This is a genomic window from Kouleothrix sp. 19917, from assembly GCF_057073505.1.
The window spans coordinates 4,755,646-4,779,351 of the sequence record NZ_CP097099.1 but is presented as its reverse complement, the minus strand read 5'-3'; the positions used below and the strand labels follow the sequence as shown (position 1 = coordinate 4,779,351).

Here is a 23,706-nt window from a genome sequence, read left to right as displayed (position 1 = left end):
AACCGACCAGGCGCGTCCATCCGCTCGAACCAACACTACGTTATGGTATCCCGCGTTTTCCCAAGGCGAATTTCCCACGTTTTCAGATTCCTGTCAAAGCAAAGGAGTGAAACAGGTATGCAACGGATGCTCAAACTCCTGGGTGCCTTCTCGCTGATGGCACTCCTGCTGGCCGCATGTGGTGGTGGCACAGCAGCGACTCCGACGTCGGCTCCGGCCCCGGCCGCTGAGGCCACCGCCGCCCCGGCTGCTGAAGCGCCAACCGCAATGGCCGAGGCCCCGACCGCCGCAATGGCTGAAGCCCCCACTGCTGCAATGGCTGAAGCCCCCACCGCTGCAATGGCTGGTGGCGAAGCCATGGCGATGCCGAAGGTCACTGGCGAAGTGACGCTGTGGCACGCCTATGGCGCGGGTAGCGCCGAAGAGGCCGCGATCAACACTCTGATTGCGAACGCCCAGAAGGACAACCCCGACGCCAAGATCACCGTGCTCGAAGTTCCGTTCGACCAGGTCTACAACAAGTTTGAGACCGAGGCAGCGGCTGGCGGCGGCCCCGACATGTTCATTGCCCCGAACGACAGCCTGGGCAAGGAAGTTCGCGCCGACCTGCTCGCGCCGATCGACGACAAGATGGCCGGCCACCTCGACAACCTCCTGCCGGTTGCGGTCGAAGGCTGCAAGGTTGATGGCAAGCTCTACTGCGTGCCCGAGTCGCTCAAGGCCGTGGCGATGTTCTACAACACCGACAAGGTCAAGACGGTTCCGACTACCACCGACGAGCTGCTGACTGCGGTGAAGGGTGGCCTGAAGCTGGCGATCAACCAGAACGCCTACCACAACGTGCCTTTCTTCGTCGGCTTTGGCGGCAAGATCGTCGATGACGCCGGCAAGTGCGCGCTCGACCCGGCCTTCGGTGAGGCGATGACCTACCTGAAGCAGCTGAAAGACGCTGGCGCGCAGTTCTACACCGACGGCGGCAAGGCGAATGACGCCTTCCAGACCGGCGCGGCCGACGCGATCATCAATGGCCCGTGGGCCACTGGCGACTACAAGAAGAGCCTGGGCGACAAGGTTGCGGTTGCGCCTGTGCCCGCTGGCCCGAAGGGCCCGGCCGGCCCGCTGACTGGCACCGACGGCTTCTACATCAATGTCAACAGCCAGAACGTCGATGGCGCGGTGGCGCTGGGCCTGTACCTGACCAGCCCGGCCTCTGAGAAGATCTATGTCGACCAGGCCGGCCACGTGCCCGCTAACAAAACCATCGAGATCGCGGATGCGGTGACCAAGGGCTTTGCCGAGGCGGCTGCCACTGGCTACCCGCGCCCGCAGGTTGCCGAGCTCGACAACTTCTGGGGCCCGTTCGGCGACGCTGTAAACAACGTCATCGAGAAGGGCGAAGATCCGGCCAAGGTTTCGACCGACACCTGCGCCGCGATGGACAAGGCCAACAACAAGTAAACGGCTGTGTGGGCGCTGGCTTCTGCCAGCGCCCACACTCATTTAGCCTGCGGCAGCATTTTCTTCTATGCAGTTTTTCGCGCGGAGCGCGAAAAACTGCATAGAAGAAAATGATGAATATCGCCAAACCAGCTGGGCTTAGCCCTGGCTCGCATACCAGCGCAAGGCACGCACGAACAGCACTTCGTGCTATAATACGGGCCCTTCCCCGTCCAAGCGCTAATTCAGTCCTCGGTCGTACACTAAGGAGCGCCTCATGGCCACATTCGATGTGCAGTCAAATGTTCCGACCGCCCGACGACGAGCGTTCTGGCAGCGCTCGGAGGCCACACGCACGGCCTATCTCTACCTGCTCCCGGCCTTTCTCGTCATGGGCGTCATCACCTTCTACCCATTGCTGTATCAAATCTACATGTCGTTTACCGACTTTGGTTTGAAGAACCTGCGCGTAAACTCGGCCGCGCCAAACTTCGTCGGCCTGAGCAACTATATGCGTCTGCTCACCAACGAAGTCAACATCCCCGGCTTCAACTTCTGGGGCACGCTGGCATTCAACCTGTGGTGGGCGCTTTCCAATGTGGTCATCCATGTCGTTCTGGGCGTGCTGATCGCGGTGCTGCTCAACACCGAGGGCCTGTGGGGCAAGCAGGTCTACCGGGCGATCTATGTGCTGCCAGTGGTCATCCCCGCGCTGATTATTGCGACGGTGTGGAAGAACCTGTGGGACGCCGACTACGGCCCGATCAACGGCATGCTCACGACGATCAGCCACTGGTTTGGCTCCACCGGCGAAGTGCATATTCGCTGGCTCGACTCGTTTGATCTGCCAATTCCCTTCATCCCGCTGCCGCTTTCCTACTACGCGATGCTGATCACCAACATCTGGCTGGGCTGGCCGCTCAATGCGGTGGTGGCTACGGGCGCGCTGCAAAGCATCCCGAAAGAGCTGTACGAAGCCGCCGAGATCGATGGCGCGAGCGGCACGCAGCAGTTCTTCAACGTTACGGTGCCGATGTTGCGGCCGGCGCTGCTGCCCTACGCAATCTTTGGCTTTATCACGACCTTCAACCTCTTCCACCTCTCGTACTTCCTGTCGGGCGGCGGGCCTGATCATCGTACCGAGCTGCTTGTGACATGGGCCTACCGCCTGGTGAACGAGCAAAAAGTCTATGGCATTGCATCGGCATTTGCGGTGTACGAGTTCTTTATTCTGCTCGTGCTCACGCTGATCACCAACCGCCTGGCGAAAGTTACGTCGGGCTATGCCGATATCTAGCCGACGCTTCCGGCACCGATGATCTGAACAAGGCACGACCGACCACGGCTCGCTGATAGCCAGGGAAAGAGGTTGATATGGCGACAGTAACCCCACCGCAGACAACGCGCACCTTTGGCCGGCGCCAGCGCGGCACCTCCTCGGGCCGCCCGCTGAAACTGCGCACCCAGCTTATTTTGCAGGCGATCTGCCTGTTCCTGACCTTTACCGTGCTCTACCCAATCTTCTGGGTGGTGGCGCGTTCGATCGACCCAAGCTCGCTAAACCGCCCAACGTCGCTCCTTCCCGAGGGCGCGACACTGGATGCCTACCGCGCCGTGCTCTCGCAGCCAACGACCAACCCCGTGTCGTTTGCGCGGCTGGCGATCAACACGATTATGCTGGCGGGCGGCGTGACGCTGTTTGCGCTTGCTATCGCGGTCAGCGCGGCCTACGCCTTTTCGCGCATCAACTTTCGCGGGCGCTCGCAGCTGATGCTGGCGGTGCTGGGCGTGCTGATGCTGCCGGCAGTTGCGGGCATCGCGCCGCTGTTTGTGCTGCTCAATCGCGTGGTGATCAACGGCTTCAATTTGCGCAACTCGCTGCTGGGCGTGGGCCTGGCCATGACGTCGGGCGCGCTGCCCTTTGCGATCTGGAACCTGAAGGGCTACCTCGACACCATTCCGAAAGAGCTGGAAGAAGCCGCCACGATCGACGGCGCGACGCGCACCCAGACCTTTCTGCGCATTATTCTGCCGCTGGCGGCCCCGGCGCTGGCAGTGACGGCCTTTCTGGTGTTTCTGGGCGGCTGGACGGAATTCTACCTGTCGTGGCAGTTCCTGACCGACCCGAAGAATTTCACGCTGGCGATGGCGCTGTATAACATGGTCGGGCAGTACGCCGGCCAGACGCCCTGGTCGCGCTTTACCGCCATGGCGCTGATTATTGCGCTGCCGGTGGCGATTGTGTACCTGGCGCTGCAGAAATACATCGTCGGCGGCCTGACGGTTGGCGGCGTGAAGGGCTAAACGGCTGCCAGTAAAGCCGTGAGCAACAGTTGAGTCACAGAGTGCACAGAGTAGGATAAATTATAAACTCGGAGTACTCTGTGTTCTCTGTGGCCCAATATTTATGTGCTATGGGTAAACACGAACGGCGAAGGGTGGCGCTCCCCCTTCGCCGTTGCCGTGCCCGCCGTGCTTGACGGCCCGCGCACCCTGCGCGTATACTTGCGCCGCCAGCAAGGAGCCTCGCAATGCCCAGCCCGCCGCCCGAAAACCCGCGCGCCGCCTACGATGCAATCGCCCAGGCGCTGCTGCTTCAGCGCGGCGATATTTCGGCCAGCCGCATGTTTGGCGTCGACTGTTTGCTGGTGGAACGCAAGCTCTTTGCCCTGTTTCAGCACGACAGCATGATTTTCAAGCTTGGTGGCGACGAGCACCGCGCCGCGCTGGCCCTGCCGGGCGCGCAGGTATGGCACCCGCCTGGCCAGAAGCGCGCCATGAGCAAGTGGGTGCAGGTACCGTTCGCGCAGGCAGAACACTGGCCGCAGCTGGCGGAACAATCGCTGGCCTTTGTAGCATCGTAGACGCAATGTCGCACACCGCATCCGCCCCAACGTCTCGTTTTGCCGCGCTGCTTTCGCGCCTGGCGCGCCTGGCCAGCCGCGCGGCACTGGTGGTTTTTGCGCTGATTGTCACGGCGCAGCTGGTGTTCTTCGCCCTGCACGCCGCGCACATGCTTGGCTACCCCTTCCCGCTCGACTACGGCGAAGGCCCGCTGCTCGCGCAGATTTCGCTCCTGCGTGGCGGCCTGCCCTTCTGGCAGCTCTACGCCAGCCCCGACCAGCCGCCCTACGCGGTGGTCAACTACCCGCCGCTGTACCACCTCGCCGCCGCAGTGGTCGCATTTCTCACCAGCGATGCCTTGCTGGCCGGGCGCGTTGTGTCGCTGCTGGCAACTGGCGCGGCATTGGCGGCGCTGTGGCTGCTGACGGGCGCAACCGCGCCCGCCCCGGCCGGCGGCTGGCGGGTGCGTTTTTTCGCGCTTGGCGCGCGCGTGCTGCTGGTGGCGGCCTTTCTGGCCATCCCAATTGTGCGCGAGTGGGCGGTAGTGGTGCGTGTCGATATGCTGGGCGTGGCGCTGGGCCTGTGGGCGCTGGTGGCGGTGCAGCGGAATGCTGGCCGCAGCGTGTTGTGGGCCGCGCCCCTGCTCGCGCTGAGCCTGCTGGTCAAGCCCTCGCTGCTGGCCGCGCCCGGTGCCGCGCTGCTGTGGCTCGTGTTCCGCGATTGGCGGCGCGCGCTGCTGGTGGGCCTGCTGGCCGCCGCAATTGGCGGCATCGCCGTGGGCGCGCTCGAATACGCCAGCGGCGGCTGGTTCCTGCTCCACGTCGTTGCGGCAAACGCCAACGCCTGGGATGCGCAGTTGGCCTATGGCTTCTGGCACGATCAGCTCGTGATCCTGTGGCCGCTGGTGGCGGCGGCGGCGCTTGGCGCGCTGGTGCTGTTTTTTGCGGAAGAACGGCCACGCCCGCTGCTGCTGCCCTTGTACTACACGCTCGTTGGCGCGTGCGTGGCCTATGGCGTCGGCAAGGTTGGCGCGTATACAAACTATTTTCTGGAATTCTATGCCGGGCTGGTCTGGCTGGCTGCCGCTGGCGCGTGGCGTGCCGCCGCCGGCAGCCGCCTGCCGCCGCGCCCGCTCGCCAACAGTCTTGCCATTCTGGGCATTGTGCTGCTGGCGCTGGGCGCGCAGCTGCGCTACTACCCGCAGTGGAGCGAAACCTACCTGAAGACGGCTGGCCTGATCGAAGGGCGCAACCCGCCGCGCCTGGCGCTTGGCAGCTATGGTGTCTGGCAGGATCTGCGGCGCGAGCGCGACCTCTTGCAGGCGTTTGGCGGCATCAACGCGGCGCTGGTGGGCGAAGTGCAGGCTGCTGGCGCGCCAATCTTCACCGATGTGCCGGGCGTGGCCGCGCAGGCTGGGCAGCTCGCGCGCGTGCAGGCGTTTGAATACCGCCAGCTGCTCGACGCCGGCCTGGCCGACCAGCGCGGCCTTCTGCGCGATATGGCGAACGGGCGCGTGCCGCTGGTCGTGCTCGATTACCTGGGCAACTGGCTCACGCCCGAAATGATCACGCTGATCACGCACCGCTACGCCCAGGACGGCTCGCGCGGCACCTACGATCTTTACCGCCCGGTTGCGCCTGGCCCGGCAGTGGCGGCGGCGCTGGAGCCTGCGCCCGGCCTGCGCATGGTTGGCTACCATCTCGCGCCCGCGCCGGGTGGCCCGGCTTTTCACCCCGGCGAAACGGCGCTGCTGACGCTTGAGTGGCAGGCCAGCGCTGGCGCGAGCGATGCCCCGCGCGATGTGCTGGTGGAACTGCGCGATGCGCAGGGCCAGAGGCTGCTCCAGTTCACGCGCCCGCTGCTGTATGGCGCGCTCGCGCCGAGCGGCTGGGGCGGGGCGACGGTGCAGCACCTGCAACCCCTTGCGCTACCGCCCGAGCTGCCGCCCGGCAGCTACCAGCTTGCGCTGGCGCTCAGCGGCGCGGGCGCGCCGCAGCCCTTTGCAACGCTCCAAGTGGCGGAAGCGAATGGACGGCAGATGGGTGAGCGCGGCTACTATGTGCCCGCGCCACTGCTGGCGGCCTGGCGGCAGTTCGGCAGCGACGACCCAGCCGGCCCGGGCGACCCAATCATGCCGGCGGTGCCGTTCGATACGGGTACGCTCCAATGCTTTGCACGCGCCTGTTTGCGGCTTGTGAATGGTGCCGCCGAGCGCCTGCCGCTGGGCGAACTGGTGCACCTGGCCGACGCTGGCCTGCGCGTGAATGGCGCGGGCGCGGCTGGCACAATCAGCCCTGAGTTTCAGAGCTTTTGGCAGCAGCAGGGCGGCGCGGAGCAGTTTGGCCCGCCGATCACCGGCGAGCTGATTCGCGGGGCGATGATTGTGCAATACACGCGCTACGCCCGCCTGGAGCGCCCCGTTGCTGGCGGGGCCGTGCGTGCTGGCGCGCTGGGCGACGAATTCATGCGCTTGCCGGGCGGCGGGCCGTACCGCTGGCCCGAGTACCCGCGATAAATTCCGTACCCAAGGCCACGTCACAGCCCCAAAATTTATCCACAGATGACGCAGATTACGCAGATTATAGACCTTATGTCTGTGTAATCTGCGTCATCTGTGGATTGATCTCGTTCTCGTTCCAACGTTGCTATAGCCCTGTTCCCTACCAGCTGCCGCTCGCGCCATCGCCCGAAGAGCTGCCGCCCGAGTCGAACGACGAGCTGCTTGAGTAATCCGATGATGAGCTGCTCGAATAATCCGACGATGAGCTGCTTGAGTAGCTCGAATAATCCGACGAGCTGCTCGAATAGTCGGAGGTGGTGGTGAACGAGTTGGACGCGGAATAAGCTTGCGAGGTGTCGCCGCTCTTGGGCAGGGTTTCGCTGCGGTGGTCGTGGAAGTTGCAGTTGTAGCAATGGCGCTCGGTGCGTACCAGCGTGCGGCCTTTCAGTTTTTTATGCGGCTGGCGCGTACTGGTGCTGGCGAGGGTCTGGTAGCGGCAGCTTGGGCAGCGCTCCAGCCGCCGTTTGCCCACCGCGCCGACGCTGCTGGTGTTCTGGCAGCGCCGGCAGCGCCAAACCGTATAGTGCATCGCGTCAATCCGCTCCTCGACAAGCTGGCCCTCGGTCAGCACCTGCTGCGCTTCGGCCCGCAGCAATGGCCGCATTGCGCCGCGGCATTTCGGGCAGCGGCGGCCTGATTTTCGCACTGCAAACGCAACTAGCCCCACCGCGCCACCAATTGCCAGCGCCGCCAGCGCGCCACCCAGGGCGCGATTGAGCGGCACACCCGCAATGCTGGTGGCGGGTGGCGCGGCCAGGGTCGCCTGAATGCCGCGCGCGCCGGTAAGAATCGCCTCGCCGTTGCTGCCAGCGCGGAATAGCGGCCCCATGTCGCGCTCGATCAGCACGCGCAGCGCATCGTCGTAGCCGCCGCCGTAGCCCTTGCCAAGCTCGATGCGCACTTTGTGATCCCGAAACGCCACCAGCAGCAGCACGCCATCGTTGCGCGTGCGGTCGCCAATGCCCCAGCTGTTGAACAAGCCCGTCGCAAAGGCTTCGATCGTGCGGTCGGGCACGTCGTAGTCGGCCAGCCCGCCAATCGTGACGATCACAAGCTCCGCGCCGCGCTGGCGCATCATGTCGTCGTGGATTTCGAGCAGGGCGGCGCGGTCGCTGGCGGAAAGAATGCCGGCAAAATCGTTGATCGTCGGGTCGGCGCGCTGGGGGTAGCCGGCCTGCGCGCGCGCGCTGCCAGCGATGCCGGCCAGCAGCAGCGCGGCCAGCACGGCGAGGGAATAGCGTGCGAATAGGCGAAGGTATGTTCCCATATCGCTCCTGCCGCATGGATATAACTGAATGAAAATATTGCCTGATGATTCTACGCTGGGCGGGCGCGTGAGTTGCATGTGACACTGCATGTCGTGGCATGGTTGTATAGTAGCGAGGCCTATAGCGGTCTATAGTCTATAGCGGTCTATAGTCTATAGTGGTCTATAGTCTATAGTGATCTATAGCCTATAGTGGTCTATAGTATAGACCGCAGTATAGACCGCGCGACTCGTCCCGGCATCAGCTTGCCGGTGGATGTTCAAACCCGTCCTTTCGGACGATTACAAAATTACACAAACGTGGTATTATTTAAACCTATTGATTATCTTCAAGCTAAAGTGATGGCCCCGATGGCCGTCATATTCAAGAGGTGTGAATGATCGTACAGTCAAGCAACGTTCGCGCGGGCAAACCCGGCACCCCCGACGCTCCGAAGCCCTGGCGCGAGCGCTTGCAGGATGTCCGCACGGCATATGGCAACATTCCCGGCGCGTTCCGGCTGGTGTGGGGGGCCGACAAGCGCAGCACGATTGTGATGGCGGTGCTGACGCTCATCAGCGCGGCGCTGCCGATTTCGCAGGCGTGGATCGGCAAGCTGATCGTCGATTCGGTGGTGCAATCGATCAATGGCAATGTTGGCTCGCAGGTGGGCCTGCAAGCCGCGCTGCCCTACCTGGCGATTGAGTTTGGCCTGATCCTGCTCGGCGCAATCATCTCGCAGGCGCGGCGGCTGGCCGAGCACGTGCTGAATGCGCGGCTGGGGCATTTCATCAATACGTCGGTAATTCGCAAAGCCCTCGCGCTCGACCTGCAATACTTCGAAGACGCGAGTTTCTACGACAAGCTGCAAAACGCCCGCCGCGAAGCTGATTTCCGGGCGCTCGGCATTATCAACGGCGGCTTTCTGGTGGTGCAGAACATCATCACGCTCGGTTCGTTTGGGGTGGCGCTGTTTGCGTTCAGCCCAATCGTCGCGCTGCTGCTGTTTGGCGCAACCATTCCGTCGTTCATCGCGCAGAACAAATACAGCAAAATCCAGTTCCGCCTGCTCACCTGGCGCGCGCCCGAGTCGCGCCGCATGAACTACCTTGAGCACGTCCTCACGGTCGATAACACCGTCAAGGAGATCAAGCTGTTTGGGCTGGGCGAGCCGCTGCTGCAGCGCTATACCGACATGTTCTGGAAGATTTTCGAGGAAGATGAGCACCTGGCGCGCCGTCGTTCGCTGATCAGCCTGCTGTGGGGCATGCTTGCCTCGGCCAGCTACTATGGCGCCTACGCCTGGATCATCTTTCTGGCGGCGGGCGGCCAGATCACGCTGGGCCTGATGACCTTCTACCTCGCGCTGTTCCGCAACAGCCAGGGCACCTTCCAGGGCCTGTTCGACAATGTGAACCGCCTGTTCGAGAACGGGCTGTTTATGGACAACCTGTTCGCCTTTCTGAAGCTGGCCCCGCAGATGTCGGTAAACGCCACGCCCGTGCCAATGCCGCGCGACCTGACGCGCGGGCTGGAGTTCCGCCACGTCTGGTTCCGCTACCCCGGCCGCGACGACTGGGCGCTGCGCGACCTGAACCTGGAGATCGCGCCGGGCGAAAAGCTCGCGCTGGTGGGCCAGAATGGCGCGGGCAAAACCACGCTGATCAAGCTGCTCACGCGGTTGTACGACCCGAACGAGGGGCAGATCCTGCTCGACGGAGTCGACCTGCGCGAGTACGACCCCGACGAGCTGCGCAAGCGCATTGGCGTGATCTTTCAGGATTTCGTGCGCTACCAGCTTAGCGCCAAGGAGAACATTGGCTTTGGGCAGATCGACCGGCTGGACGACGCCGAACGCCTGAACAGCTCGGCTGAGCGCGGCGGTGCGGATGAGGTCGTTGCCGAGCTGCCCGAAGGCATGGACACCATGCTGGGGCGCTGGTTCGACAAGGGGCACGAGCTTTCGGGCGGGCAGTGGCAGAAGATCGCGCTCAGCCGCGCCTTTATGCGCGACGGCGAGGTGCTGGTGCTCGACGAGCCCACCGCCGCCCTTGACGCCGAGCGCGAGTTCGAGATCTTCCAGCGTTTCCGCGACCTGACCGCCGGCAAGATTGCCGTGCTGATCTCGCACCGCTTCAGCACCGTGCGCATGGCCGACCGGATTGCGGTGGTGGAGAACGGGCAAATCAGCGAGCTTGGCTCGCACGCCGAGCTGCTGGCGCTGGGCGGCACCTATGCGCGCCTGTTCGAGATGCAGGCGGCGGGGTATCGGTAAACAGGTGCAGGGGCGCGGCTTGCCGCGCCCCTGCACCTGTTTACTGCACCTTGTAAATAATCACATCGCCCTGCTGGAAGGCCACCTGCCCGAGCTGGGCGAGCTTGGCAAGACCCTCGGCCGGGTAGGTTGCGCGCTCGGCCTCGCCAACATAGATGTAATCGACGCTGTATTTTTGCAGCAGATCAGCCGCCTGCACCGTGTCGGTGGTGCTGTAGATCGTCGTTACATCGGCCTTGCGCGGCTCGATCTGCGCGCGCGCCCCCGGGTCGCCCCCGCGCCACTGATCCTCGTGGCCGGGCCAGCCCAGCACGGTTGCCAGGCCGGTGCTGCCCGAAACCTGCCCGAAGCCCAGCCCCGAATAGCCATTGTCGTATGAACCGCCAACCGCTTCTAGTACGACGTTATCGCTTGGCACGTAGGCGCGCAGCCAGGCAATCGCGGCCGCGCCATCGGGCGTTTTTTCGCGCGGCGTGACGCCAGCAATGCCGACCCACGGCGCTTCGCGCAGCAGCTTGCCGGCCGTCATCCACGGGTACACCAGCGCGCCGGCCAGCAATACCACGAAGATACCAAGCGAAACAGGAACCAGCAAGCGGCGCAACGTGCTCGTGCGCTTCTCAGTTTTTGCTTCTCGGTTTTCGGTTCTCGCGGCCAGCAGCCACCAGACCGCGTAGCCCGCCAGCACACCCCAGATCAGCCAGACCTGATAGTAGAACTTGAAGATTGTATTCATGCGCGAGTTGAACACATCGCGCAGGTAGATGATTTCGGTGCCGAAACATACGAGACAGGCCAGCGCAAAGGCCCACAGCACAAACGCGGCTGCGGGGCGCTGCACGTTCTCCAGCGCCAGGCTAATGGCGTAGAGCGCCAGCGGAACGAGCGCCAGCAGCGGGAAGCCGATCGCCAGCCCGACCAGCAGCGTCCCGCCGATCAGCCAGGGCGCGGCAACCCCGAACGAAACCGGGCGCGCGCCGGTGCGCGCAATGCCCAGCGCCAGGTTAGCGGGCTGGGTGGCGCGGCGCTGCGCAAACACATACGCCAGCAGCGGCACCAGAAACAGCCCAAAAATCACCAGAAAGCTGTGCAGCAGCGAGCGCGTCCACGTCACCAGCAGCAGCGGCGAGCCGTTGCCGCCCACCAGCGAGCGAAAGGTCAGGTGGAATGGCACAAACAGGATCGCTGCCGCCATCAGCGCAATAATTGCCTGGTTGGCAAAATGCCGCCACCATACCCGCCCCAGCGCCGCGAATGCGCCTGCCGGTGTTTCCTCCGCGTCAGGCGACGCGGGCGGGGTGCCCAGGCGCACATACAGCAGCAGCAGCGCGCCGAGGTAGAGCAGCAGGTAGGTCGGCAGATCCCAGCTGTTGATCAGGTACAGGCTGCCGAGCACAATGCCGGTGAGCGCCAGTTCGGCCCAGCCGCGCCAGCCCATGGTGTAGTTTGGCGCAGCCGGGCGGGCCAGTGTTTGCAGAGCCAGCGCCAGCGCCAGCAGCGTAAACGGCAGCGACATCACGTGCGGGTGCATGTCGCCCAGCCAGAACGAGAAGAACGGGAACTCGGTGATGGTGTAGTAGCGCGTGCTGTCGCCCGGTTGCGGTGAGGTGTCCCACAGCGCGCGCGAGGGATTCCACCAGTTGAAGTCGGCGGCGGTGTCGGCGGGCGTGATCTCGGTGGTGAGGTCGGGGTCGCCCCAGGCGGTATACGGCGCATCGAGCGTGAGCGGGGCGCGCGCGCCGAGGCCATTCGCCACTGCGCGCACAAAATCCTGCTGCCCGAGCTCGAGGATTTTGTGCGAGCCAGAAATGATTTCCAGCGCGCCACCCTGGTTGCCAGCCAGCAGCACCAGCACAATTGCCAGCGCCGCCGCGCCCAGCCGGCCAGCGCGATGCAGCCAGACGCGGCGTGGCGTTTCTTTCTCATTTGCCGCTCGTGGCTTGCCAGCCGTCAAATCAATCAGGTTGAAAACCACGCCCGCGACTCCCAGCGCGGTGAGCGCAAAGATCAGCGCCAGCGAGAGGTTGTAGGCGGTGCCTTGCGCAATGCCGCTCAGGAGCGACATCAGCGCCATCAGCAGGTAGCCGAAATAGTAGTAGTTGATGCTATAGCCCGACAGCCAGGGATCGTGCGGTGGGAAATTGCCGCTGACGCGGATGGCGTTGAACAGCGCATAATCCATCGGCCGTTCGGTGCCATACGGGTTCGGGCTGATCATGATGCCATTGTCGTAGCCGCGCATACGAAGCAGCGCCAGAAAGGCCAGCAGGAACAGTGCCTCGTAGGCCAGCACGCGCCGCCAGTGCGCCACAAGCCACGCGCGTAGCGCCGCCAGGCCGCGCCGCCCGCCGCCGACGAGCAGGCCCAGCCCGCCAACCGCCAGCGCGCACGCCACAATCGGGCCGCGCTCGAATGGCGCAATGCCGAGCATGGCCAGCAGCCAGGTCGTGTAGCCCGTCAGCAACAGGCCAAACGCTTTGCTGAAGGCATAGCCACGGTCGGGCAGGGCGCGAAAAAACCACTGTGTCAGCGGCAGCGCCAGCACGCCAAGCAGCTGGATTGTGAGCCACCAGACGAAAATTGCTGTGATCACAGGCGTTTCTAAACCTTTTATCGTCGGCTGGCTACGGTTGCAGCCGCGCCACGGCGGCGGTAGCCTGCGGGTAGTACGGGTCGTTCTGGGTGGCGATAGCCAGATAAGCGCGGTATTCCTCCAGCGCCTTGGCGGTATCGCCCTGCAATTCGTAGGCTTCGCCTAGGTGGAAGTGCGGCTCGGCGGCATTGGCGTCGGCGGCGACGGCCTCATTCAGCGTCGTGATCGCGTCGGCGGTGCGATTCGCCTTGAGCTGCTCGATGCCCAGCTTGTTGTAGTTGCCCGCGGTTGGGTCGGAAGCAATGGCGGCGCGGTAGGCCGTCACCGCCTCGTCGAACTGGCCCGCATCGCGCAGGCTGTCGCCCAGCAGCTGGTTCAGCGCAATATCGGCCGGGTGCGCGGTGGCGGCGAGCTTCAGCACCCGCAGCGCATCGTCCAGCCGCTGGAGTTCGCGGTAGCGCTGCCCCAACTCGAAGGCCGGGCCGGCGGCGGTTGGGTCGGCGGCCGACTGCTGTTCCAATTCTTCGAGCGAGGGCTTGCCAACCGGCTGCGGTGCTGGCTCGGCGGGCGTTTGCGCGGGCTGCTCTGCGGCTGGTTGCTGCGGTTCCAGCTGCGGCACTGCGGGCGGTGGCGTCAGCTCCGAGGCGGTCGTGAGCGTGTAAACGCTGTCGTTCACCTTGTAGATTTTGACCGTCGGGTTTTCGTAGGCCATGCTCAGGTACGAGCCAAGCATCTGATCGAACTTGGCGAGGCCGGCGCTGGCATAAGCGGCGCGCTCGATCTGGCCGACATAGACGTAGGCCACGTGATATTTCGAAAGCAGCCGCAGCGCGCGGCCCTCGTCGGGGGTGTAGTAGATTTCCTGCACGTCGGCGTCGCGCGCGCTGACCTCGGCGGGGTCGTGCTGCTCGCTGGCGTGCAGCGGGCTGACAACTGTGGGCAGGCCGGTGTTGGCGGCCACGCGCACGCCATAGGTGCGGTAGAACCACAGGTCGGATTGCAGCACAATCGGCGTACCCTCGATATTCGTGTTCAGCCAGCGAATCGCGTCCAGGTCGTCTTTCAGCGTGATGCTCGTTGCCACGCCACCCGCCTGGCCCAGGTACTCGGGCAGCAGCTCGAACTGCGCCTGCTCCATAAAGGCCAGTCCGTCGAGCGTGGGGCCGGGCGACACCGGGAAGCGGTAGGCTAGCCGGCTGGGGATGCCGGCTAGCGGGAACACCAGCGCCAGCCCAACCAGCGCGCAGATCACGCCCCAGGCCAGCGCCTGCGCAATCGCGCCCGCGCGCCGCAGCCCGCGCGCCAGCCAGGGCAGCGCAGCCGCAGCGGCCACCGCCATCAGCATCCAGGCTTGCAGCCCAAACTTGAAGACCGTGTTCATGCGGTAGGAATCGCTGTTGAGCGTGTCGAGGTGATCGCGAATGTACACCAGCTCGACGCCAAGCGACACCGCCCAGGCCAGCACCGCCAGCCACAGCACAAACCACACGCGGCGGGGCAGGTGCCGCGCCAGCAGGGCCGGCATGCTGATCAGCAGCAGCACTACCAGCAGCACCTTCAGCAGCATGGTGTTTGCGGCCACCAGCGCGAGCATGGCGCTGTTCGAAAGCACCAGCGCGGCCAGCAGCACGCCCACCACGATCAGAGCCATGCCCGGGTTGCGCAGCGGATTCGCTGGCGGGCGCGCCACAATGCCCAGCACGACATTCTGGTCGGGCGGCTCGGCGGGCGCAAGCGGGGCGGGTTGCGGCGCGCGGCGGCGCTGCAAGAGCTGAATTGCCAGCCCAACCACCCACATGCACAGAATCAGAAGGTACAGGCCGTAGATCAGCACAAAGCCGCCGAGCGGCGAGCCGTCGCGCACCAGGCCGATGCCATTCACGCCGGCCGGGCGCACATAGTTCTGGAAGAAGGGCAAATACAGCAGCAGCGCGCCCACGGCCACGCCCGCCGATTGCGCCAGCGCGCCAAGCAGGCGTGGCATGAGCGCATAGCGGTGTTTGCCGCGCCCGAGCCACGCGCGCCCGAACAGCGCGCCCGCGATCAGCAGTGTGTAGGTCGGCAAATCCCACGAGTTGGTGATGGCCAGCGCGCCCAGCGCTAGCGCGGCCAGCAGCCAGCGCGCGCCAATCGGCACCAGGCCGCGCCGCCCGCGAACAAGCGGCTGCGCGCTGAATAGCTCGTAGGCCAGCGCAATCACCAGCAGCGCGATTGGCATGGCGATCAGGTGCGGGTGCAGGTCGGCGAACAGGTAGCTCCAGAATGGGAACTCGTTGATCGTGATCAACTTGTCGGGCACGATGATCACGCGGCTCGGGCCGACGAACCATGCGTCGAGGCGCGTGCCAAAGCCATTCAGCCCGCCTTTCAGCGCATCCAGCACTGGCCGCAGGCCCGCGCCCCAGCCAACCGGGAAGGCGGCAGCCAGGTTGCCCAGCAGCGCCACGGCCACGCCACCGGCCAGCCCATAGCGCATGCGGCCGGTCAGACGCGCCACCACTGCGCAGGCGCCGCCAAAGGTCAGCGCGAACAGCGTGGCGATCACCAGATTAAAGCCTACCGCCGGGTTGATGCCAGTGGCCTTGATCGGCAGCGAAGCCAGGAACAGGCCGTAGTAGTAGTAGTTGATTGTGCCGTCGCTGAAGAACGGATCGTAGGGTGGCATCACCGGACTGCGCAGGATCGCGTTCAGGAAGCCAAACTCAAACGGCTTCTCACCGCCCCAGTAGGGCTGCCACAGGTCGGGGTTGAAGGCGCGCAGCAGCGCCATGGCCGCAAAGGCCGCCAGGAACAGCAGTTCGCTGATCAGGATTGCACGGCGGCGGCCCGCTATGTGTGCGCGAAACTCTGCCCAGCCGCGCCCGAGCGCGGCGCGAATGCGCCGGTCGCTGGATGCGTCGGTGCGCCGGCCGATCCAGAACACCACAATCGCGTCGGCGCCCAGCACCAGCAGCACGCCCCACAGGATGCTCCAGCGCGTGTAGTGGAACAGGCCCATGCTCACGGGCAGCCAGACCGCGTAGCCAAGCAGCAGCAGGCCGATCAGCCGCGCCCATGCCCAGCCGCCATCGGCCGCGCCCGCGCCGCGCGTGGCCATGCCGCCAAACAGGATCGTTGCAACCGGTAAACCAAGTGCCAGTAGCGCATAGATCGCCAGCAGCCACAGCACAATCGCTACCGGCTGCGACTGGCCGAGCGCGCTCCAGCTATATTCGGGCACGGCCTTGAGCGTATACACCGGCTGCGCCAACTGCGTGCTGCGCGGCGCGGGGTACGTGGGCGCGCGTGTGTCCAGCGTGGCCGAAAGCACGGCCAGGGCATTGTTGCCACGCGGCACGCGGAAGATCTGGGTTGTGCCCTCGCTATACACGCGTTCGAGCGTGCCAGCGTCGGCCATTGTCTGGAATTTCGCCAGACCAGAGGCCGGGTAGAGTGCGCGCTCCAGCTTGCCAATGTACACGTATTCAACGCCAAAAAGCTGCAACTGGCGCAGGGTGTTTTCCGGCGAAAGCTCGCCATACAGCTGCGGAATCAGCGCCTGGCGGCCGGCGAGAATTGGCCCGACCTGCGCAACCTGGCGCTGCTGCGTTTCGTGCCAGGGCCAGCCCAGCAGCGTTGGCAGGCCCGTGTAGATCGACACGCGCCCGCCCCAGCGGTAGGCTTCGGTATGCGCTTCCAGCACAATCGGCGTGCCGTCGATGTTCTGCTGCATCCAGCTCAGCGCCGCCGCATCTTCCACGAAATTGAACTGCTTGTCGTTTTCGGCCCAACTGCCCTTGGGCGAGGCCATAAACGCCACGCCGTCAAGCGTCGGCCCAATCGAGTCGTCGATGCGGTCGGCCAGGCGCGCGGGTGTGGCGGTGAGCGGGTAGACCAGCGCGGCCAGCACCAGCAGCGCCGCCGCGCCGCGCCACAGCCAGCAGGCCGCGTTGCGCAGCGGGTAGGTGCGGGCGGCCAGCGCGGGCCAGACATAGCCAAACGCCAGCGCGCCAGTGAGCGCAAACAGCACCCAGCTTTGCATGCCGAACTTGAACACCGTATTCATGCGCCCGATATCGCCCTTCGCCACCACCACCTCAGTCACGAGCGTGAGCAGCAGGGCCATCGCGCCCCACACGAGCGCGAGCAGCGTGGGCAGCGGCGTGAAGGGATCGCGTGCGTCGGGCGACGGTCCAAGTGGCGGCGGGCCAAGCAGCGGCAGTTCCAGCTGCATATACGGCTCGCTGCTGTCCTGATCGGCGGGCGCGATCTGCGGCGCGAGCGGGCGCGTGCTGCGCTCCAGCAGGTGATCCACAACGACGACAATTGCCGCGCCGGCCAGTGGCAGCACAAGCCAGAGCGCATTCCCCTGCCGCAGCACCACGCCAAGCGCCAGCAGCAGCGGGCCAAGCGCCAGCAGCGCAAGCTGCACCAGGCCCGCGCCGCGCCGCCAGTAGATCAGCACTGCGCCGCTCAGCAGCAAGAACAGCCACAGCCCGTTGATACGCAGAATGTCGGCGGCGGAAGTGCGCGCGCCGCGCCACAGATCGAAGCCAGCATAGTCGGTGGCGAAGCTGCGCAGGAATGGCAGGAACAGCACGCTGCTGCCGATCAGCAGCGCCAGCGCGCCGCCGAGCCAGGCCAGCGCCGTGTGCGGCAGGCTCGCGCCAAGCTGCAAGCGCCGCCAGGCCAGCAGACCCAGCGTGAGCATGCCAAGCGCCAGGTAGGTTGGGAAATCCCAGGTATTGGTTGCGCGCAGCGCGCCAACGGCCAGCGCCAGCAGAGCGATTGCCAGCCACTGCGCGCCATCGAAGCGCCAGCGCCGCTCGTTGGGCAGTTTAGCGCCTTTGATCAGCGCGACCATCAGGCCCAGCGCCAGCAGCGCCAGCGGCAGCGACATCATGTGGGCGTGCAGGTCGGCGAACAGGAAGGTGAAGAATGGGAACTCGTTGATCGTGCTGTCTTGCTGGCTCATGCCCACCAGGCGCGTCGCGTCCCAGAAAGCCCATTCGCTGCGGCCGCGGCAGGCCTGCTGGCTGGCATAGCTCGTCAGTTGCTGGCAATCGGCCGGCAGCGTCGGGTCGGCTTTTGCCGAGCCGGGCAGGAACCACAGCGCCTGCGTGATCGGGCCAAGCAGCACCACAAACGCCGCCGCCGCCAGACCGCTTGCAATTGCGCGTCGTTCGCGCCCCAGGAAGGGTTCGGTCGCGTCTGATTTTTCTTCCGTAGTGGCGGATTTCGCAAGCGCAACGAGGTTGAACGCCACGCCCCACGCGCCCAGCGCCGTGAGCGCAAACAGTGTTGGCACGGCAAGGTTGTAGGCGGTGGCCGGCGCAATGCCAGTGAGGTGCACCAGCGTGCCGACGATTACAAAGCCAAAATAGTAGTAGTTGAGAAAGCCGCCCGCAAACCACGGGTCGTAGGGCGGGAAGTAGGGGCTTTTCACCACCGCCGTCAGGAAGGCCAGGTCCATCGGCTTTTCGCCACCACGCGCCGGGTGCCACAGGTCGGGGTTGAGCGCGCGCAGCAGCACAAAGCCCAGGAAGGCCAGCAGGAACAGACCTTCGGCGGTGAGGAGCGCCGTGCGCCGCTCGCGGAAAAAGGCGCGCAAGGCCGCCCGGTTGCGCCACGCCAGCGCCGCGCCGGCCACAATCAGCACGGCCGCGCACAGCCACGCGCTCAATGTGCCGAAGGCCAGCAGGCGCAAGCTGCCCAGCAGCCACGCAAGGTAGGCCACCAGCAGGAGCGCCAGCATTTTCGCCAGCGCAAAGCCGCGGTCGGGCAGGGCCGGCAGCGCGCGGAACAGCAGCGCGAACATGCTCCATCCCAGTAATTCCAGCACCAGCAGCCATGGCAGCCAGGGCACCAGGCTTGCCAGCCCGGCCGGGTTGAACTGCGCCGCCCAGGTGCCAGCGTCGCGGAAGGCGTCCCACTGCGTATCCGTCAGGCGCAGGGCGGTGGGCACGCGGCTGGCGCGCAGCGACGAGAGCTTGTAGACCTCGCTCCACACAACGTCGCCGGTGATCAGGTCGGTGGCGTTGGCGCGGTTGTAGGCGGCGGTTTTCTTAAAAATCAGCACGCGCGGGTGGTCGTAGACACTGAACGCTTCTTCCGCGCCCTGGTCGGGGATTGGGATGCCAAAGAGTGTTGGGTACGATGTAATATCGGCCACCTGCTCGAAGCCAAGCTGGCCGTTGAACAGGTAGTGGTAGTAGCGCGTGAGGGCCGGGTAGCGCATTGGCGAGCGCGTGGCCGAGCCATACACGCGGTTGCTGCTCAGCACAATGTAGTCGATCTGGTCGAGGTGATCGAGCAAGCCGAGCGAGGGCTTGCCATTCTGGTCGATAAAGCCGGTGTACTTGGTCGGGTCGTCCTCGGCGTAGGGGTAGGTTTCGACGTTATAGAACCAGCCGCCCACGCCCGGGTCGAAGGCGCGCCGGTCGTCAATCGAGATTGGCAGCGCGTCGTCCCACTGCTCGGAGCTTACCGCCGAGCCGGGCGGAATGTGATCGTACATCCAGCGCGACGCGATGATGCGCGAGTGCGGGCGCGTGTAGATGCGCGTGAAGGCATAGGCCCACGCCAGCGTCAGCGCCACCACCAGCACTAGCGGCACCCAGCGCACCGCCGCTTGCAGGCTATACAGCCGGGCGCGGCGTGGCCGCCAATCGGAGATCAGCAGGCGGAAATCGAGCGCGCGCACCAGCGCCCAGCCCGCGAACAGCGCCAGCAAGCCATACAGCTGCAGGTAGTAGCGCATGGTCATGCCGAAAATGCCGCCCTGCCACGCAAAGTAGAAGCCGATCCAGAACCACGGCAGCGTGTGGCGCAGTGCGCGCTGCAGCCGCGACCAGCCCGCGCCCGTCCAGGCATCCCACAGGCCGCGCACCAGCTGCGCCCCGGCCCACAGCCAGGCAAGCCAGGCCGTCAGGCCCAGCGCAAAGCCCATGCCCCAGATCACCATGTTTTGCAGGGCGAACAGGTAGCGCACCCGCCCGACCCACTGCTGGCTGGGCGGCGAGTCGGCCTCGCCATTCACCGCCGCGCCAATTTCCTGAATATTGCTAATGAAACGCGGCTCGATGCGCAGATCGAAGAACGAGCTGCCGACGAATGCGTCGGGCTGCAGCATGCGGAAGGTGAGGATCGAAAGCACGCCCGCCAGCACCACCATGCCGGCGGCGCTCCAGAAGGTCAGGCGGCGGCGCGCCGGGATGAAGTAGATATCGCTGGCCGGCGGCACATCGTTGCGCGCGGCCCACAGGCGCTGCGCAACTGCCAGCACCGCCAGCATGCCCAGCGTTGCCATCGTTACGCGGCAGGCCATCGCCGCGCCAATTGCCAGCCCGAGGAACAGGGCTGTGGGCCAGCCGCCATTTTGCGCCAGCCGCACCGCAACATATACTGACAGCAGCGTAAAGAAGGCCGTGGCCGAGTCGACTGTGAAGAAGTGCGCGAGCTGAATGGGCAGCGCCGACAGCGCCAGCAGCAGCGCGGCCACCAGGCCGGTGCGCGCACCATACAATCGCCGCCCGATCAAAAACACCACCAGCACGCTCAGCACCGCAAACAGCGACGACCACGAGCGCCCAACTTTCGAAACGTTGTAGTAGCTGGTCATGTCCTTGCCGGAAGGGTTGAACAGCGGCTGTAGCAGCGTCAGCTTCGGCACGTTCAGGTCGGGGTTAGGAACGGGTTGCTGAGCGCCATAGCTGTCGGGGCTGGCGGGCATCACCGTCGGCGGCAGCGCGCTGTTTGGCGTGAGCATCACCGCCGTGTAGTGCGTGATCGTCTGCGGCAGCAGGCCATAGACATAAAATGGGTAGCCGGCATTGCGCGGGTTGAGCGGGTTACGCTGCGAGTCGATGTACTCGCCCAGGCTTGCTGGCGCTTTCAGGTGGTCGGCTACCAGCGACATAAAGCGCTCGTCGGGGTGCTGTCCGGTGCTGCCATCCCAGCCAAACAGGTTCAGCGTATTAAAATACGCGCCCAGCAGCATAATCGCTGCCAGCATCGCCCAGTGGTGCCAGGATGCGGCCGCAAACTTTGGGCGGTGTTGCGGGCGTGGCTCAGTGCTCTCGTCGGGGGCGAAGGTGCTATTCATAAATGGTTGTGGCTCGCGGGCAGGTATTGCACGGGAAACGATAGCGTATTATAGGCATGAATGCGGTGTGCGTCCAATATGAAACGCTTGCCGGCTCTTGCGCGCCCGTGCTACAATAGCGCGGAAATGCTTCCCACGCCATGCACACAGATATAGCCAGGCAATGACAGCACCAAACAACCCTGACACGATCACGATCGACGGCCCGGCCGGCGCAGGAAAAAGCACGCTTGGCGCGCTTCTGGCGCAGCGGCTGGGCTATCTGTATTTCGATACCGGCATTATGTACCGCGCGCTTACCTGGGCCGCGCTGCGCCGCCAGCTCGATCTGAGCGATGCCGATGCGCTGGCCGCACTGGCGCAGGATCTCGCGATTGATATTGCGCCGCCAACGCAGGACGATGGGCGGCAGTTTACCGTGCTCGTCGATACTACCGACGCAACATGGGAACTGCGCAGCGCCAGTGTTGAAAAAAGCGTCTCGCAGGTAGCCCGGCACCCGGCCGTGCGCACGATCATGCGGGCGCGCCAGCGCGCGATTGGCATGCGCGGCAACGTTGTGATGGTTGGGCGCGATATTGGCACGATTGTGTTGCCCGAGGCGCGGCTGAAGGTCTATCTCGAAGCATCGCTCCAGGCGCGGGCGGCGCGGCGCGCGGCCGAATTGCAGGCGCGCGGCCTTGCCGCCGACACCGCCGCGATCGAGGCCGATGTTGCCCGCCGCGACGCGCTCGACCAGCATGTCATGGGCCGCGCGCCCGATGCGCTGGTGCTCAACAACGACGCGCTCTCGCCCGAGGCCGAGGTTGATGCGATCGTTGCGCAGTTGCGGGCGCAGGGCTGACATTGCCCCGGCATGGGCGTAACCAGCGAGGCCCGGGCGCAGTTCTCTACAATAGAATGCAGCACCACATACTGGCTTGACCGAGGAGGTCTTCATGTTCAGGTTCATGACACCCCGGGTCGATCTGGAAGCTGAAGAAAACGAGCGGATACTGCACTTCGCGCGGCGCCACTGGCTGCTGCTGCTGCAGCGCATCACTGTGCCGCTGGTGGTTATGATTCTGACGCTTGGCGTGTTCCTGTATCGCGCTGCCGGCGGTCTGTTCTTCCCTGGTAATGTCGGCGTGCCCAATCGCCTTTTCGATATCTCGAACATCATCTTCTTTGCGCTGCTGGCTGGCCTGGTTATCCTCTGGCTGCGCAGCAACCGCGACGCCAAGAAAAAGAAAAAAGCCTGGCTTGGCGTCACCACCGACGCGCTGCTGGTGCTGGGCATGGCGCTGCTGGTTGTGATGATCTACTTCCGCTACCAGGGCGGTCGCGTCTTTTATATCGACCCCGCCTACGCGCGCGGCGCCGACATCATTAATATTGTGCTGTTCCTGATCGCGCTGACCGCACTTGGCTCGATGATCTACAGCTTTATCGACTGGTCGAACGACTTCCTGATCCTCACGACCACGCGCGTGATCTACGACGACACCCAGCTGCTGGTGCGGCATGTCAAGCAGGAAATTCTGGTCGACAATATTCAGCAGATTGATCTCAAGGCCCAGAGCTACTTTGCGCACTTCCTCGGCAACATGGCGCTGTGGCGCCAAAGCTTCTTCTATAACATTGGGCTGCGCAAAGACCCGCCGCCCGCCAAATCGTCGGTTGCCTATGGCAACCTGTCGGTCAGCTCGCTGGGGCTCAGCAAAATCCAGTTCACCTGGTGCGCCGACCCCTCGACCATGCAGCAGAAGATCAATGGCGAAGTCAGCAAGCTGCGCAAGCAGCAAGACCTCGACGCCGTGCGCCAGCTGATCGAAGATCAGGTGTATGGCAACAAACCGCCCCAGAAGAGCCCGCCGCCCATCCATGTCGAAGAGCATCACGGCATGTTCCCGTGGCTGTTCGCTACCAACCCCGAAATCGACTATAAAAAAGAAGAAATTACCTGGCGGCCTTTCTGGATCTTTCTGGTGCTGGCCATGTCGCGCCCGCTGGCACTGCTGATCGTCAGCACGATCATTCTTGTGATTGTTGTGCGGCTCCAGCTGCTCAGCAGCGGTATTGCAACGCTGATCTGGCTGCCAATTGCGCTTGGTAGCCTGGCGCGGATCATCTGGATTCGCGAAGAGCACGAAAACGACAAATATATCCTCAACCGCGAAAAAGTCATCGACATCGACAAGCGCCCGTTTGGCCCGGAAAGCCAGCGCAACGCCCAGCTCGATAAGCTGCAGGATGTGCGCTTCGACCAGGGCTATATCGAAAGCTGGCTGGGATTTGGCGATGTCATTATTGAAACCGGCGGCAGCGGTGGCAAGCTTACCTTTCACCACGTGCCCGACCCGGAAAATGTTGCGCGCACCATCACCGACTACATGACCGATTTCAAAAAGCGCGAGCGCGAGCGCGCCCAGCAGGCTACCGTGGCGATGTTCAAGCACTACCACGACATGCAGATTGTGCACGACGAGCTGGTCGATAAGACCAAGATCGACGCCGCTGTTTCTGCCAAAGTGGCCGAGTACGCCGATAAAGAAATTCCTGCCAAGGTCGAGCGCGAAGTTGCCAGCCATGTGAATGCGCAGGTGCGCCGCCAGGTGAATCTTGCGCTCCGCCGCAGCGCGGCGCGCAGCCGCATGCTCCGCCGCCGCTCCGAATCGTAAGGCCAAA

Annotated in this window: 11 protein-coding genes; 8 read left to right on the top strand and 3 right to left on the bottom strand. The window is 64.4% G+C overall.

The features are described from left to right. Positions 1–117: 117 nt before the first annotated feature. The 5 genes from M1P90_RS19385 (at position 118) to M1P90_RS19365 (ending at position 6,796) form a co-directional block, all read left to right on the top strand. Complete coding sequence (locus tag M1P90_RS19385; protein WP_483696941.1) at positions 118–1,458, top strand: extracellular solute-binding protein; 1,341 nt, start codon at positions 118–120, stop codon at positions 1,456–1,458. 256 nt (positions 1,459–1,714) lie between these two features. Next, positions 1,715–2,734 carry a carbohydrate ABC transporter permease gene (locus tag M1P90_RS19380; protein ID WP_483696940.1) on the top strand — a complete coding sequence of 340 codons (1,020 nt, stop codon included), beginning with the start codon at positions 1,715–1,717 and terminating at the stop codon, positions 2,732–2,734. A 77-nt stretch (positions 2,735–2,811) separates the two neighbouring features. Continuing rightward, positions 2,812–3,741 (top strand): sugar ABC transporter permease, encoded by a 930-nt coding sequence (locus M1P90_RS19375; protein ID WP_483696939.1) that lies wholly within the window; start codon positions 2,812–2,814, stop codon positions 3,739–3,741. A 227-nt stretch (positions 3,742–3,968) separates the two neighbouring features. Next, positions 3,969–4,301 carry a TfoX/Sxy family protein gene (locus M1P90_RS19370; protein ID WP_483696938.1) on the top strand — a complete coding sequence of 111 codons (333 nt, stop codon included), beginning with the start codon at positions 3,969–3,971 and terminating at the stop codon, positions 4,299–4,301. Positions 4,302–4,306: 5 nt separating this feature from the next. After that, positions 4,307–6,796, top strand: a complete 2,490-nt coding sequence (locus tag M1P90_RS19365) for a DUF2029 domain-containing protein (protein ID WP_483696937.1) — start codon at positions 4,307–4,309, stop codon at positions 6,794–6,796. Between the two features lie 145 nt (positions 6,797–6,941). On the opposite strand, the gene M1P90_RS19360 is transcribed toward M1P90_RS19365, so the two are convergent. Next, a complete protein-coding gene (locus M1P90_RS19360) occupies positions 6,942–8,108 on the bottom strand; it encodes a TPM domain-containing protein (protein ID WP_483696936.1) in 1,167 nt (388 codons plus the stop codon). Between the two features lie 377 nt (positions 8,109–8,485). On the opposite strand from M1P90_RS19360, the gene M1P90_RS19355 reads away from it, so the two are divergent. Next, complete coding sequence (locus M1P90_RS19355; protein WP_483696935.1) at positions 8,486–10,363, top strand: ABC transporter ATP-binding protein; 1,878 nt, start codon at positions 8,486–8,488, stop codon at positions 10,361–10,363. Between the two features lie 40 nt (positions 10,364–10,403). On the opposite strand, the gene M1P90_RS19350 is transcribed toward M1P90_RS19355, so the two are convergent. Both M1P90_RS19350 and M1P90_RS19345 read right to left on the bottom strand, forming a co-directional pair. Continuing rightward, positions 10,404–12,956 carry a DUF2298 domain-containing protein gene (locus tag M1P90_RS19350; RefSeq protein WP_483696934.1) on the bottom strand — a complete coding sequence of 851 codons (2,553 nt, stop codon included), beginning with the start codon at positions 12,954–12,956 and terminating at the stop codon, positions 10,404–10,406. A 31-nt stretch (positions 12,957–12,987) separates the two neighbouring features. Continuing rightward, complete coding sequence (locus tag M1P90_RS19345; protein WP_483696933.1) at positions 12,988–21,039, bottom strand: DUF2298 domain-containing protein; 8,052 nt, start codon at positions 21,037–21,039, stop codon at positions 12,988–12,990. Positions 21,040–21,202: 163 nt separating this feature from the next. Here M1P90_RS19345 and cmk point away from each other — a divergent pair, with 163 nt between their 5' ends. Continuing rightward, positions 21,203–21,883: a (d)CMP kinase gene (gene cmk, locus M1P90_RS19340; protein ID WP_483696932.1), complete on the top strand. Its 681-nt coding sequence runs from the start codon at positions 21,203–21,205 to the stop codon at positions 21,881–21,883. 94 nt (positions 21,884–21,977) lie between these two features. Further along, on the top strand, positions 21,978–23,699 hold the full coding sequence (locus M1P90_RS19335) for a PH domain-containing protein (RefSeq protein WP_483696931.1): 1,722 nt from the start codon (positions 21,978–21,980) through the stop codon (positions 23,697–23,699). Positions 23,700–23,706: the final 7 nt, after the last annotated feature.